Source organism: Streptomyces sp. BPTC-684 (assembly GCF_030028635.1).
Taxonomy (GTDB): Bacteria; Actinomycetota; Actinomycetes; order Streptomycetales; family Streptomycetaceae; genus Streptomyces; species Streptomyces noboritoensis.
The window spans coordinates 2,650,001-2,664,115 of record NZ_CP124863.1; the positions used below are offsets into that span (position 1 = coordinate 2,650,001).

Consider the following 14,115-nt stretch of genomic DNA (forward strand, 5'->3'; position numbering starts at 1 on the left):
TCACCGTTCCGTATCTGTACATCTACGTGGCTTCGGTGCGCGGGCTCGGCTCCTTCTGGGCCGGGATCGTCCTCGGCGTCTTCGCCCTGGCCGCGCTCGTCGCGCTGCTCTTCACCGGCCGGGTCATCGACCGGCGCGGCCCCCTGCCGGTCCTGGTCGGCGCCGCCGTGACGGCCGCCGTGGGCGCGCTGTGCCTCGGACTCGCCGACAACCTGGTGACCGTCCTCGGGTCCGCCGCCCTGCTCGGCGCGGGCACCGCGGTCATGCAGCCGGCGCTCGCCACCATGATCGTGTGGTGCTCGGGGCCGACCTCCCGTACCCGTGCCTTCGCCATGCAGTTCTTCCTGCAGAACCTCGGGCTCGGCATCGGCGGGCTCTTCGGCGGCCAGATCGTCGACGAGAGCCGTCCGGCGTCCTTCACCCTGCTCTTCGCCATCGAGGCCGGGATGTTCCTGGTCCTCGCCGCGATCGCGCTGTCCGTGAAGCTGCCGCGCAACGCGGTCATCGCGGACGCCCGCCCCAAGGGCGGCAAGGGCGGCAGCGGCTTCCGGGCCGTGCTCGCGCACCGCGCCATGCTCCAGCTCTGCGTCCTCGGCTTCGTGCTGTTCTTCGCCTGCTACGGGCAGTTCGAGTCGGGTCTCGCGGCGTACGGCACCGAGGCCGCCGGGATCGATCCGTCGGCCCTGGGCTTCGCCCTGGCCGCCAACACCGCCGTCATCGTGGTCGCCCAGTTCCTGGTGCTGCGCTTCGTCGAGCGCCGCCGCCGCAGCCGCGTGATCGCGTCCGTGGGGCTCATCTGGACCGTGGCCTGGCTCTTCGCCGGGTACGCGGGGCTCGGCCACGGCAGCCAGACCATGGCGACCGCCGCGTTCATCTCCACGTACGCGCTCTTCGGGCTCGGTGAGGCGATGCTGTCGCCGACCGTGGCGCCGCTGGTCGCGGACCTGGCGCCGGAGGCGATGGTCGGCCAGTACAACTCGGCGTTCGCGCTGGTCAAGCAGATGGCGCTGGCGCTCGGCCCGTTCGTGGGCGGGCCCATGGGCGCCACGCTGCACGGCCCGTACATCGTCACGTTCATTCTGTTCTCGCTCGGCATCACCGTGCTGGCGCTGCGGCTCGGCCGTGGGCTCACCCCCGCGCAGGACCAGCCGGTGCTCGCGGCCCCGTCACGGGTGGTCGCCGTGCACAAGAGCGAGCAGGTCGGCGCGGCGGCCTGAGCCATCGGCCGCCCGGCCCTCAGCCCGGCAGGGCGAACTCGCACCACACCGCTTTGCCGCCGCCCGGCGTGCGGCGCGAACCCCAGGACGAGGCGATCGTCGCGACGATCGAGATGCCTCGTCCTGACTCGTCCCCGGGCTCGGCGCGGCGGCGGCGCGGCAGGTGGTCGTCGCCGTCCGTCACCTCGATGATCAGTCGGCGGTCGGTGCGGCGCAGGCGCAGCCGCATCGGCGGGGTGCCGTGCTGGAGGGAGTTGGCGACCAGCTCGCTGGCCGCCAGGACGCCCAGGTCGCGCAGCTCCACGGGGAAGCGCCAGGAGGCCAGGACCCCGGACGCGAAGGCACGCGCGCGTGGCGCGGCTTCCACGCCGCCGAGCAGGTCGAGCGCCGCGTTGTGGAACAGTTCGGCGTCCGGGCCGGTGCGGGCCGGGTGCTGGAGGACCAGGACCGCCACGTCGTCGTCGTGCTCGGCGGTCACCCCGAGCGAGCGGATCAGCCGGTCGCAGACGACCTGCGGGGTGCCGACCGCGCCGGACAGCGCGCGCTCCAGGGCGGCGACGCCCTCGTCGATGTCCTCTCCTCTGCGCTCGACCAGACCGTCCGTATAGAGGACGGCGGTCGCGCCGGGCGGCAGGGCGATGGTGCCGGAGGTGTGCAGCCAGCCGCCGGTGCCCAGCGGGGGCCCGGTCGGGTCCGCCGCGCGGTGCACGCTGCCGTCCGCGTGGCGTACGAGGAGGGGCAGGTGGCCCGCCGAGGCGTACACGAGCCGGCCCTCGTTGGGGTCGTGGACCGCGTAGAGGCAGGTGGCGATCTGGCTGGCGTCGATCTCGGCGGCCAGGCCGTCGAGCAGCTGGAGCACCTCGTGCGGGGGCAGGTCCAGGCGCGCGTACGCCCGCACCGCCGTGCGGAGCTGGCCCATCACGGCGGCCGCGCGGACCCCGCGCCCCATCACGTCCCCGATCACCAGCGCGGTGCGCCCGGCGCCCAGGGTGATCACGTCGTACCAGTCGCCGCCGACCGCCGCGTCCGTGCCGCCCGGCTGGTACGTGGCGGCGACCCGCAGGTCGTCGGGCTGCTCCAGCTCCTGCGGGAGCAGGGAGCGCTGGAGCGTCACGGCGGTCTCGCGGTGGCGGCGCTCGCTGGCGCGCAGCCGCTCGGCGGCCTCGGCGTGGTCGGTGACGTCGGCAGCGAAGACGAGCACGCCGCCGCCCGCCTCCCCGCGCGCGGGGATCTCGACCGGGGTGCAGGTGACCGTGTACGACCCGCCGCCCTGGGCCTTGCGGGACTTGACCGTACGGGGCTTGCCGCTGCGCAGCACCTGGTCCATCAGCGGCAGCAGGCCCAGCTCGTCCAGCTCGGGCAGGGCCTTGGCGGCGGGGGCGCCCACGGGGCGGGGGCCGAACGTCGTCGCGTACGCGTCGTTCACGTACGCCACGCGGTGCTCCGGGCCGTACACCAGGGCGGCGAGGGCCGGGAGCTGGCCGAGGAGCTGACGCACCGACAGCTCCTCCAGGGCGGGCGCCGCCGGGCCGTCCGTCCCGTCGCCGTCCGGCCAGGTGTCGGGCCCCGGGCCGGACTCACCGCGCGCGGCGGGCACGGAGCCCCGGTCGGTCCGTGCGGCGGCGCGGCGCTGCGTACCGGGGAGCCGGGCGCTCCAACGCGTGAAGTTCACGGATCTCTTGGCCTCGTGTGTCGCTGGCTGCTGGGTCACGCTGTGCAGGTGTGGGCCCACCTATGGTCACACGTCCAGTGTGACGGACCGCACTGACAACCGTCAGTTCTCCTTGCCGCCGGGCCCTTGGGGACCCGGTTCAGGACCCGGCTTGGCGGGCCCGCCGCCCGCCGCGAGCTCGAATTCGGCGCGCGGGTGCTCCAGCGAGCCGAGCGAGACGATCTCGCGCTTGAACAGGCCCGCGAGCGTCCACTCGGCGAGCACGCGCGCCTTGCGGTTGAAGGTGGGGATACGGCTCAGGTGGTAGGCGCGGTGCATGAACCAGGCGGGGTAGCCCTTGAGCTTGCGTCCGTAGACGTGGGCGACGCCCTTGTGGAGGCCGAGCGAGGCGACCGAGCCGACGTACTTGTGCGCGTACTCGCGCAGGGGCCGTCCGTCGACGGACGCGGCGATGTTCTCGGCGAGCGTCTTGGCCTGGCGCACCGCGTGCTGCGCGTTGGGCGCGCACTCCTTGTCCTTCTCGTCGGAGGTGACGTCCGGTACGGCGGCGGCGTCCCCGGCCGCCCAGGCGTGCTCGACGCCCTCCACCTGGAGCTTCGCGGTGCACTTGAGGCGGCCGCGCTCGGTGAGCGGCAGATCGGTGGCGGCGAGGACGGGCGCGGGCTTGACCCCGGCGGTCCACACGACCGTACGGGTGGGGAAGCGGGCGCCGTCGCTGAGCACGGCGACGCGGTTCTCGCAGGAGTCCAGGCGCGTCTCAAGACGTACGTCGATGTTGCGGCCGCGCAGCTCGCGGATGGCGTACCGGCCCATCTCCTCACCGACCTCGGGCAGGATCCGGTCGCTGGCCTCCACCAGGATCCACTTCAGGTCCTCGGGCTTGATGTTGTGGTAGTACCGCGCGGTGTAGCGGGCCATGTCCTCCAGCTCGGCGAGCGCCTCCACGCCCGCGTAGCCGCCGCCGACGAAGACGAAGGTGAGGGCCGCGTCGCGGACGGCGGGGTCGCGGGTGGAGGAGGCGATGTCCATCTGCTCGATGACGTGGTTGCGCAGCCCGATGGCCTCTTCGACGGTCTTGAAGCCGATGGCGTAGTCGGCCAGGCCCGGGACCGGGAGGGTGCGGGAGATCGAGCCGGGCGCCAGGACCAGTTCGTCGTACGCGATCTCGACCGGCCCCGTGCCCTCCTCCTCGGTGGCGAGGGTGGTGACGGTCACGGTCCGCGCCGCGTGGTCGATGCGCCGCGCCTCGCCGATGACGATGTGGCAGCGGTCCAGGACGCGGCGCAGCGGGACGACGACGTGGCGGGGTGAGATGGATCCGGCGGCCGCCTCCGGCAGGAACGGCTGGTACGTCATGTACGGGTCCGGGGTGACCACGGTGATCCCCACCCGGCCGTCGCGCAGCTGCGCCTTGAGCTCGCGCTGCAGACGCAGCGCCGTGTACATCCCCACGTAGCCGCCGCCGACGACGAGAATGCGCGTGCCGGGCGGTGGTTCGGGGCTCGGCCCCCGATTGATCGCAGCCTTCACCATCCCATGAGGCATCGGCCACCGGTGTTTGTCCACAGGCCCGGCAAATTGTGTGACTGACGGATGTGGCCGGAACACGTGCCGGGATTTCTCGCCGGTCGGGGAGAATGTGCAGGTCAGGGCCGGGAGATAGGGGCGGCGCGGGGGTCCGAATCGGGAAGGTTCCGGTCCTTGCTCCGATCGGGGCACACACCGTGCGGAACAACCCCCTTCTGAATTGACTCCGGCTCAACTATGTTCGTACCTCGTCGGGGTGTCGGGTCCGGCCACCCGACTGTCAGGGCGGGGAGTCTCCGGGGGGAGACGTCATTACCGGGGGAACGGTTATGCATATTCAGGACTCTCATTGGCAGTCCGCCGTCGTCGCGTCGGCGGACGGCAATGGTCGCGTGGGCGCGGTCGGCGGTGGTGGGAGCGCTTCCGCTTCCCGCTCCGCGCCGCTGCGGGTGGACGCCCAGCGCAATCTGGAGCACGTGCTGCGCGCCGCGCGCGAGGTGTTCGGCGAGCTGGGGTACGGCGCGCCGATGGAGGACGTGGCGCGCCGCGCCCGCGTCGGAGTCGGCACGGTGTACCGGCGCTTCCCGAGCAAGGACGTGCTGGTGCGGCGGATAGCCGAGGAGGAGACCGCGCGTCTCACCGACCAGGCGCGGACGGCGCTGGGCCAGGAGGAGGAGCCGTGGTCGGCGCTCTCCCGGTTCCTGCGGACGTCGGTGGCGTCGGGCGCCGGGCGGCTGCTGCCGCCGCAGGTGCTGCGGGTCGGGGTGGACGTGGACTCCGAGGAGTCGACGGTGGTCGGCGGCGGCGCGGTGTCGCCGGTGCCGGTGCTTGAGCCGGTCGAGTCGCTCGACGTGTCCGGCTCCGCCGCTTCTGAGGCGCGGGTGCCGCAGCAGCGGCAGGCCGGGCTGGCGGGTGCGCCCGTCGTACCCGATCTGCGGGTCGTCGAGCCGCGTACGGCGTCGGCGGACGAGCTGGACGACGCGGGGGCGGCGGAGCTGCTCGCGGTCGTCGGGCAGCTGGTGGAGCGGGCTCGGGAGGCGGGGGAGCTGCGGGTTGATGTGACCGTGGCCGATGTGCTGCTCGTGATAGCCACGGCGGCGCCGTCGCTGCCGGATCCGCATCAGCAGGCTGCGGCTTCTGCTCGGCTGCTGGATATTTTGCTGGAGGGGTTGCGGTCGCGGCCCGCGTAGTTGGTTGTGCGGGGCCCCGGTCGGGCTGCGGGTTTGTGCGGGGCCGGGTCAGGGCGGGTTGCAGGGTCCGGCGGGGCCGGGGTGCCGCTGTGCCCGCCCGTGCCGCCCCTAGCGGCACGCACGCCCACAGCGGCGGCGGGGTAGGCAGGCGGCGCCCGGCCCGTATCCACTAACGGGTGGTTGGGTGGTCGGGGGCTGCTTGGGTGTGGGGCTCTGTGGGACGCTTGGCTCGTGGTTGGGTCTGAGCGTGCTGACGGGGGCTTCCGCGATGAACGTTGACGGGCGGGACGAGCTCGGCGGCGGCAGCGGCACCGAGCCGGACGGTCTGCCCTCGCGGCAGGTCCCCAGCCAGGGCGGTCCCGGTGGCCGGCCGGACGCGGAGGGCGGGACCGTGCTGCCCGGGCCGTGGGGCCCGGCCCAGGAGTCCGACGTCCCGGCCGCACCCGGTGTTCCGCAGCAGCGCGACCGCACCACCGCCGACGCCGAGCTGATCCAGCGCATGCGGGCGGGCGACGACACCGCGTACGAGGAGCTGTTCCGGCGGCACTCGGACGCGGTCCGCCGGTACGCCCGCAGCTGCTGCCGGGACGCGCACACGGCCGACGACCTCACGGCCGAGGTGTTCGCCCGTACGCTCCAGGCGGTGCGCGGCGGCGCCGGTCCCGAGCAGGCCGTGCGCGCGTATCTGATGACCACCGTGCGCCGCGTCGCCGCCTCCTGGACGAAGACGGCTAAGCGGGAGCAACTGGTCGAGGACTTCGCTCTCTTCGCCGACCAGGCCGCCCGTACCTCGGACGGCCGGGACGACGACACGGTCGACCTCGGCGCGGACGTACGGGCGATGCACGAGGCCGAGCAGTCGCTGGCCATGCAGGCGTTCCGGTCGCTGCCGGAGCGGTGGCAGGCGGTGCTCTGGCACACCACCGTCGAGGAGGAGTCGCCCAGCGAGATCGCGCCGCTGTTCGGGCTCACCGCCAACGCCACGGCGGTCCTGGCCAGCCGGGCCCGGGAGGGCCTCAAACAGGCGTACTTGCAGGCGCACGTCTCCACCGCGCTCACCGAGGGCGGCGACTGCGCCCGCTACGCGGACCGGCTCGGGGCGTACGCGCGCGGCGGGCTGCGGGTGCGGGCCGAGCGGGGCCTGAGCAAGCACCTGGAGGAGTGCGCCAAGTGCCGGGTCGCGGTCGTCGAGCTCAAGGACGTCAACGCCGGGATCCCCGCGCTGCTGCCGGTCGCGATGGTCGGCTGGTTCGCCGCCGGGTACTCGCTCAAGGCCGCCGGGATCGTGGCGGGAGGCGCCGCCGGTGCGGCGGGCGCGGGTGCCGCCGCGGCGGCCTCGGGCGGGAGTTCGTCCGGGGGCGCGGCCGGTGGGGCCGCCGCCTCCGAGGGGCTCGGTGCCCCGGCCAAGGCGGGCATCGCGGCGGCGGTCGCCGTCGCGGTGGCCGCGGGCGTGGTCTTCGCGCTCAGCGGCAACGACACCAAGCCCGCGCCGAAGCCCGAGGCCAAGCCGCCGGCCGTGGTGCCGGTGGTCCCGCAGAAGCCGCCGCCCTCCCCCACGCCGGAGCCCCCGGCGCCGCCCGCGCCCGTACCGCCGGCGCCGCCGAAGCCCGCGCCCAAGCCGGTGCCGCCGAAGCCCAAACCCAAGCCGACGCCGAAGCCGACGCCGTCCCCTGTGCCGCCGAAGCCCACGCCGCCCAAGCCGACGCCGACTCCTCCGCCGCCGCCCCCGCCCCCGCCGGCGGCGGTGTACCAGGTCAACCGGCTCCAGTACGGGGCGTTCGGTGACCACACCAAGCCCGAGGTGCGGCTCGGGGCGTCCAGTTGGCTGTGGCAGCGGTGGGGGATGGAGATCGACGGCAAGCCGTACGGCCATGGGGTGACCGTGCACGCGCGGTCGTCCGTGACCATCGATCTCAACCGGCAGTGCTCCAGTTACGACGCGTTCGCCGGGGTCGACGACCTGACCATGGGGCTGGGTGCGGTGCGGTTCTCCGTGTACGGGGACCGGACCCTGCTGTGGCGGTCGCCCGTCATGCACGGTGGGGATCCGGCTGTGCCGGTGCACGCGGATCTCACTGGGCAGCGGACCCTTCGGCTGGTGGTCGAGCCGCATACGCCGTTCGGGTCGGTGGCGCTGGCCGACTGGGCCAAGTCGGTCATCAACTGCCGGTAGCCCCCCCCCGGGGGGCGTGGTTATTCGGCTGCGGGCCGGTGGGGGCTGGTCGCGCCCACGCGGCGGAGCCGCACAATGACACAGCCCCGCGCCCCTAAGGGGCGACGGCCCCCTCCAGCAACCCCGCCACCTCCCCCGTGCTGAGCCCCGAACCCTCCGCCTGCTCCTCCTCGTACCGCTGCGAACCGAGGTCGGATCGCAGGCGGGTGCGGAGCTTGTCCAGCGCCTCCCTGTCCCGGGGCCATAGCGGGATCCCCGCGCGCCAAGCCTCGGCGGCCGCCAGCACTCGTACCGTCAGACCCGATTCACCCAGCTCCGGCAGGAGTTGGGCCGCGCTCTCCGCGAAATGAGCCAGCAGGATCTCCGCGCAGTCCGCGGCGATGGCGGTGCGCAGTGCCGACGCCAAGCCGCGTACGCCGACCGTCGGGCCCGACTCGGCGGCCGCGACCCGGGCCTGGAGGCTCTCCAGGATCGCGGCGAAGTGCGGCGGCGGGGTGGTGCGGGCGCTCGCCGTGTGGGCCGCGTCGCACTCGGCGCGCGCGGCGGCGGCGTCGCCGGTGTCCAGGGCCATGCAGGCGCGCACGTAGTGGACGTAGGAGGCGGAGTCGAAGACGCCGTAGCGAACGGCTTCCGAGGCCGCTTCGTCGAGGATCTTGTCGGCTTCCTCCAAGTCGCCCGAGCGATAGGCGAGTTCCGCGATCCGGGCCAGCAGGAACGGCGCCTCGGCGTGGGCGCCGACCTCGCGGGCGAGGCCGAGCGCCTCCTCGTACTCCGGCCGCGCCCGCGCGGGCAGCCCGCGCATCAACGCGGCCTCCCCGGCGGCGCTGGCCACCTGGGCGCGCATCCAGCGGTCGCCGACGCGGCGGCTCAGCGCCCGCAGCTCCGCGAGGTCGCCGTCGACGTCCCACACCCCGCCGGGCATGTCGATGACCATGTGCGTACGGAACATGAGGCTGACGCCGATCTCCCATTCGCCGCCGTACGCACGGCAGTTGGCGACCACGTCGTCCACGGACTCGCGCACCTGCCCGGCGGTCTGGGTGAGGAACGCGGCGAACGGCCAGAGCAGCCCCGGGAACCGCGCGGCCTGCGGCCCGCCCCGCCCGAACGCCTCGCGCAGCCGCTCCATCTCCGCCACCATCTCGGGGCTGCGCAGCCGCTCGCCCGGACCGGCCACCTCCAGCAGGAAGATCCGCAGCAGGGCGATCTGCATACGCGGCCAGTAGCCGGGATCTCCCGGACCGGCGTCCGCCCCGTCGTCCAGTCCGATGACGCGGTCGACCCACCCCACCCCCTCGCCGCGGTAGTTGCGCAGCCCCCAGAACCAGCCCATGGCGAGGGCGATCTCACGGGCCTCGGCCGGGTCGGGGGCGGTGGTGGTGACGCGGTGCAGGGCGGCGCGGATGTTGTCCAGCTCGCGCTCGACGCGGCGGATCCAGACCAGCTGCCCGTGCGAGCGCAGCAACGGGTCGGCCTCCTGGGCCAGTTCGCGGTAGTACGCGGTGTGGGCGCGGGCGGCCTCGTCGCGCAGGCGCGGGGTCTCGGCCGCGCGCTCGGCGGCGTACTCGTGGATGGTCTCCAGCATCCGGTAGCGCATCCCGCCCGTGTCCGGGTCGGGGGCGGCCACGACCAGGGACTTGTCGACCAGGGCCGCCAGGTCGTCGGTCGAGCCGCAGACGGCCTGGGCGGCGGCCAGGTCCCAGCCGCCGGCGAAGACGGAGGCGCGGCGCAGCACCGCGCGCTCGCGCTCGTCGAGCAGGTCCCACGACCAGTCGACGACCGCGCGCAGGGTCTGCTGACGGGGCAGTACGGTCCGGCTGCCGCTGGTCAGCAGGCGGAAGCGGTCGTCGAGCCGGTCCGCGATCTGGCGCGGGCCGAGCAGCCGCAGCCGGGCGGCGGCCAGCTCGATCGCCAGCGGCAGCCCGTCGAGCCGCCGGCAGATCTCGTCGATCGCCTCGGGGTCGTCGGCCGGGTCGAAGTCGGGTCGTACGGTACGGGCGCGCTCGGCGAAGAGGCGGTGCGCGGGGTCGGGCGGCAGCGGCTCGACCGGCCGGACCCGCTCGCCGGGCACGCCGAGGGGTTCGCGGCTGGTGGCGAGGATCCGCAGCGCCGGGCAGCGCGTCAGCAGCGTCTCCGCGAGCCGGGCGGCGGCGTCGACGACGTGCTCGCAGTTGTCGAGGACGAGGAGGGTGCGGGGGGCGGCGGCGAAGTGGTCGACGAGCCGGGCGACGGGGTCGTCCGGGTGCGGCTGCCCGTCCCGCCCGAGCAGGGTGGTCTCGCGCAGCCCGAGCGCGGAGACGACGGCGCCGGGGACGGCGTCCGGGTGGTCGAGCGGCGCGAGCTCGACGAGCCAGGCGGGGGTGTGTACGGCGGACTCCTCGGCCAGCCGCGTCTTGCCGGAGCCGCCGGGGCCGGTGAACGTGACGAGTCGATGGGCCGCCAAGTCGTCGCGGATGGCGGCGAGTTCGGGCTCGCGGCCGACGAAGGAGGTGAGGCGGGGCCGCAGGTTGCCGAGGACTTCGGGGGCGGGGTCGAGCAGCTCCTGGTGCAGTGCGGCCAGTTCCGGGCCCGGGTCGGCGCCGAGGGCGTCGGCGAGGGTGCGGCGGGCACTCTCGTACGCCAGGAGCGCGTCGGCCGTACGCCCCTCTGCCCGCAGGGCGCGGATCAGCTGGGCGTGGAGGGGTTCGTCGTACGGGTGGTCCTCGATCAGCTCGGTGAGCTCGGTGGGGAGGTGGGCGGTGGCACCGCGGCGCAGGTCGGCCTCGATGCGGGTGCGCAGGGCGGTGAGGTGCTGGGCGTCGGGGCCCGCGGCCGCCGACGCCCGGTCGGGGAGGTCGGCGAGGGCGGGGCCGCGCCACAGGGCGAGGGCGGTGCGGAGCGTTTCGGCGGCGGTGTCGGGGTCGCCGTCCGCGAGCTGCCGAGCTCCGTTGCGGGCCTGCTGCTCGAACGCGAACAGGTCTACGTCGTGCGGGGCGTCGACGGTGAGCCGGTAGCCGCCGGGCTCGGAGGCGACGGCGTCGCGGCCGAGCGTTCTGCGGAGGCGGCCGATGAGGGCCTGGAGGGCGGCGGGGGCGTCGTGCGGGGGGTCTTCGGGCCAGATCTCGTCGATGAGGGTGGGGACGGTTACGGGGGTGTGGCGGTCGGCTCGGGCGGCGAGGGCGGTGAGCAGGGCGCGCAGCCGGGGTCCCCCGAGGGGGACGTTGTGGCCGTGCTCGTCTTGCGCCTCGGTGGCGCCCAGGATTCTGTACCGCACGGGGTCATTGTGTCTCGGGCTCGCTCCGCCTGCGGCGGGCTTTTTCCCCACCCCGCCCCTTCCCTAAAGCCCTGGGCGGGCGGCCGGGTGCTTCGGCTGCCGGCCGTGCTGGGTTGCTCGCGCAGTTCCCCGCGCCCCTTAAATGCCGCTGCGCGGCATCCCCCTGGGCGCCCCGCAGGGGCGCATCTTAGGGGCGCGGGGAACTGCGCGAGCGACCCAGCACGGTCCGCAGGCAAACCGGGGCCCGGGGGCGCAGCCCCAGGAGGCTTACGCTCGCAGCGGCGGGCGCGACGGCGCCACCCCTCCCGCCACCGCCCGCTGCTTCGGCGCCGCCGTCCCCGTCCAGCACGTCCCCCGGCGGGACAGCAGGCGGCGGAGCCAGAGTTCCGTGGAGATCAGGTCCGCCAGGCCGTCCAGCGGGAGGCGTTCGCCCGACGCCGCCGCGCGCAGGGCGCGGCGGACCGTGCGGGCCTCGATCAGGCCCGCGTCCGCCAGCAGCGGCGCCTCGAACAGCGCGATCAGCGGGTCGATCGAGCGGCGCAGGCCCGCCCGTACCGCCGCCGACGACGAGGCGTGCGACGGAGCGCCCCAGCCGGCCGGGAGGTCGCGGACCCCCGAACCCGCCAGCACCGTCCGCAGGATCGCCGCCCGGGCGCCCGGCTGCACCCGCAGCGCCTCGGGCAGGACGCGGCACGCCCGTACCACCTGGTTGTCCAGGAACGGCGCGTGCAGCCGCTGGCTGCGGATCTCGGCGGCCTGCTCCAGGACGCGGTGGTCGGCGGCGTACCGGGCGAGCGCGGCCCGCGCCCGCGCCTCGCCGGGCCGCAGCACCGTCGCCGGGCGCGTCGCCGACGCCATCAGCCGGATCGATACTTCAGCCAGCGCCTCCCCGGTGAGCCAGCGCGCCGCAGGACCGGGCCGCGTCCAGGCCAGGGACGCGAGCGAGGCGTCCAGCGGGCTCTCCGCCTCCGCCACGGCCAGGTCCGCGTCGCGGCGCAGCCGTTCGGCCGCCGACTCGATGCCCGTCCGGTACGGCGTGCGGGCCAGCTTCCGCGCCGCCCGGTACACCGTGAGCGGGACGAACAGGGAGTGCGCCGAAGGGCCACCCGCCTTGGCGAGCGCTGCCGCCGGGCGGAGGAGGTGGCGGCGCTGACGGTCCATCAGCAGGTCGGCCAGGCGGGCGGGATGGGCGTCCAGGACCTGGCGCGCCCCGCTGCCCGTGAAGTGGTCCGCGCTGCCCGCCGCGAGCCGGCGGCGGTGGCGTTCGGCGATGACCAGCGAAGGGCCCGGCTCGTCGGTGAGCGGGCCCGCCAGCTCCGCGTACGGCAGGGCCTCCTCGTCGCCCGCCACCACCACGTGGTGCAGCCGCGGGTTGGCCGCGATCGCCCCGGCCCGCTCCAGCTCGGCCTCGCTCCTGCGGCCGGGCACGGCGAGGTCGTTGAAGGTGACCGCGAGGAGCCGTTCGCCCGCGCCGGTGCCGTGGCCGAGCACCGTGCCGGGGTTGCCGGGCAGCCCGGCGGCGAGCAGGGCGAGGGTGGCCGAGGCCGGGCCGCCCGAGAGGTCGGCGCCGATGCCGGGCGCCGGGCCCCCGCGCGCGGCGCGCCGCTCGGCGGGGCCCATGCCGGGGACAGGCCCGGGGTCCTGCGGCAGCGTCTCGGGGGCGTGGCGCGGCGCGGTGAGCCGGGCCCGTACGGCCGCGACCAGCGCCTCCCGTACCCCGTTCACCGCGCTCTCCTCGTCGACCTGGGCGGCGGCCACGGCGAGCGAGGCGACCGGCTCGTACCCGGTGATCTCCCGCGAGCCCTCCCGAAGGACCAGCGCGTGGCCGGGCGGGATGCGCCGCACTCCCGCGTAGGGGGTCGAGTCGCCGAGCGCCTCGGGTACGTCCGGGCAGGCGAGCAGCGCCGCCAAGTGGCCGATGTCCAGCTGGGCTTCGATGAGGTCGGCGAGCGGCAGGGCGGCCGTGGCGTACGCGGTACCCGTCGCCCACGGCGTGTAGAAGACGGGGCGTGCGCCGGCCAGGTCGCCGACGACAGTGACCCTGCGGCCGACCTGGGCAACCGCCGTATAGCTGCCCGGCCACGCCGAAAGGTGCCGCAGTGCGCCCCCGCGTGCCGCGAACAGCCCTACCCGCAGCTCCTCGTCACTGGCGGCGCAGCAGCCGAGGACCGCGAGCCGGGTGTCCGCCCCCACGCTGACCACGCGGATCTCGTCGGGCCGCCAGTCGCCGACCGCCCAGAGCGGATCGGGGTCGCCCCACAGGAGCTGGGAGCCGACGGGGTGGACGGTGCGCCCCTCCTCGGGCGCACCCACGGCGCCGGCCGTCCCCACGGCACCGAACCTCGCGGCGACACTGCTCCAGCCCACCAGCCACCGCATCGCCGCCTCCACAGCCTGTGGACAACCCGTCGCACGCGCCGACGGAACCGGGACCGGCCGTACGCGGACGTACGGCGGGGTGTGTCCGTGCGGTTCCGAGGGCGCTCGGGACCATGCTGCCATGACAATGGCGTACGAGAGGGGCCTCGGGGTAGCGCGCGCAAAAAGTGAACGCGCCCCCGCGGATGGCCGATTGACAGCGCTCCCGGCGGCCGGGAGCGACGTTTCCGGGCGGTGCGGGACCGTCGGTTTTCGGCCAACTTCACCCCGGGCGCGCGTGGCGGACGCCCCGAAGCGGGCATGAAACCGGCAGCGAAGCCGGCGGAGAAGACCCACAGTCCGGGAGGCGCTGTCCGCCCCCCGGACCGGTCCGCCGCCCGCGGGGATTGAGGCGACGGTGTCCCCCAGCCCACTGGATCCAGTTCAGCGGGCCGACCCACGCACCTGACATGGAAGCGCTCCCCGCTCCGCGCGGGCCAGAGCGCACGCACCGCGCACGGCCACACACCCGGAGCACACGAACGGCGCCCGAACTCGTCCGTACGGAAAACAATCTCGCCATCCGGAACACCGCCTCTTAACGGTCGGGATGCGGCGAACTACGCTGGGTGTACTGCTGTTCTCCGCGGGCGGCATATTCCTGGGGGCTCGGCCACACGATTGTGCGGCCGGACGGACCCGGGGCGCGGCCCCGGGGGACGCCG

The 14,115-nt window shown here is 74.9% G+C and carries 7 protein-coding genes (1 of these 7 running past the window's edge); 3 read left to right on the plus strand and 4 right to left on the minus strand.

Features of this window, described 5'->3' with window-relative positions; all coding sequences use genetic code 11:
• On the plus strand, positions 1–1,217 hold the 3' portion of the coding sequence (locus tag QIY60_RS11810) for an MFS transporter (protein WP_283145901.1). 61 nt of this gene lie to the left of the window's left edge; 1,217 of the gene's 1,278 nt are visible here — the last part of the coding sequence; the start codon falls outside the window, past its left edge; the stop codon is at positions 1,215–1,217.
• Positions 1,218–1,236: 19 nt separating this feature from the next.
• Here QIY60_RS11810 and QIY60_RS11815 read toward each other — a convergent pair whose 3' ends face one another.
• Positions 1,237–2,889, minus strand: a complete 1,653-nt coding sequence (locus QIY60_RS11815; RefSeq protein WP_283142375.1) for a SpoIIE family protein phosphatase — start codon at positions 2,887–2,889, stop codon at positions 1,237–1,239.
• Between the two features lie 102 nt (positions 2,890–2,991).
• Positions 2,992–4,422: an NAD(P)/FAD-dependent oxidoreductase gene (locus QIY60_RS11820; protein WP_283142376.1), complete on the minus strand. Its 1,431-nt coding sequence runs from the start codon at positions 4,420–4,422 to the stop codon at positions 2,992–2,994.
• Positions 4,423–4,745: 323 nt separating this feature from the next.
• Here QIY60_RS11820 and QIY60_RS11825 point away from each other — a divergent pair, with 323 nt between their 5' ends.
• Positions 4,746–5,606 (plus strand): helix-turn-helix domain-containing protein, encoded by an 861-nt coding sequence (locus QIY60_RS11825; protein WP_283142377.1) that lies wholly within the window; start codon positions 4,746–4,748, stop codon positions 5,604–5,606.
• A gap of 268 nt (positions 5,607–5,874) precedes the next feature.
• The gene (locus QIY60_RS11830) at positions 5,875–7,779 is read left to right on the plus strand and encodes a sigma-70 family RNA polymerase sigma factor (RefSeq protein ID WP_283142378.1); all 1,905 of its coding nucleotides are present in this window, start codon (positions 5,875–5,877) and stop codon (positions 7,777–7,779) included.
• A gap of 94 nt (positions 7,780–7,873) precedes the next feature.
• On the opposite strand, the gene QIY60_RS11835 is transcribed toward QIY60_RS11830, so the two are convergent.
• Positions 7,874–11,032, minus strand: coding sequence for a BTAD domain-containing putative transcriptional regulator (locus QIY60_RS11835; RefSeq protein ID WP_283142379.1), 3,159 nt, complete (start codon positions 11,030–11,032; stop codon positions 7,874–7,876).
• Between the two features lie 267 nt (positions 11,033–11,299).
• Complete coding sequence (locus QIY60_RS11840; protein ID WP_283142380.1) at positions 11,300–13,411, minus strand: asparagine synthase-related protein; 2,112 nt, start codon at positions 13,409–13,411, stop codon at positions 11,300–11,302.
• Between the last annotated feature and the right edge of the window lie 704 nt (positions 13,412–14,115).

What these genes read in the sequence shown, in the direction of transcription:
- QIY60_RS11820 (WP_283142376.1), bottom strand. Translation starts at nt 4,422, where the DNA reads ATGGTGAAGGCTGCGATCAATCGGGGGCCGAGCCCCGAACCACCGCCC.
- QIY60_RS11825 (WP_283142377.1), top strand. Translation starts at nt 4,746, where the DNA reads ATGCATATTCAGGACTCTCATTGGCAGTCCGCCGTCGTCGCGTCGGCG.
- QIY60_RS11830 (WP_283142378.1), top strand. Translation starts at nt 5,875, where the DNA reads ATGAACGTTGACGGGCGGGACGAGCTCGGCGGCGGCAGCGGCACCGAG.
- QIY60_RS11840 (WP_283142380.1), bottom strand. Translation starts at nt 13,411, where the DNA reads ATGCGGTGGCTGGTGGGCTGGAGCAGTGTCGCCGCGAGGTTCGGTGCC.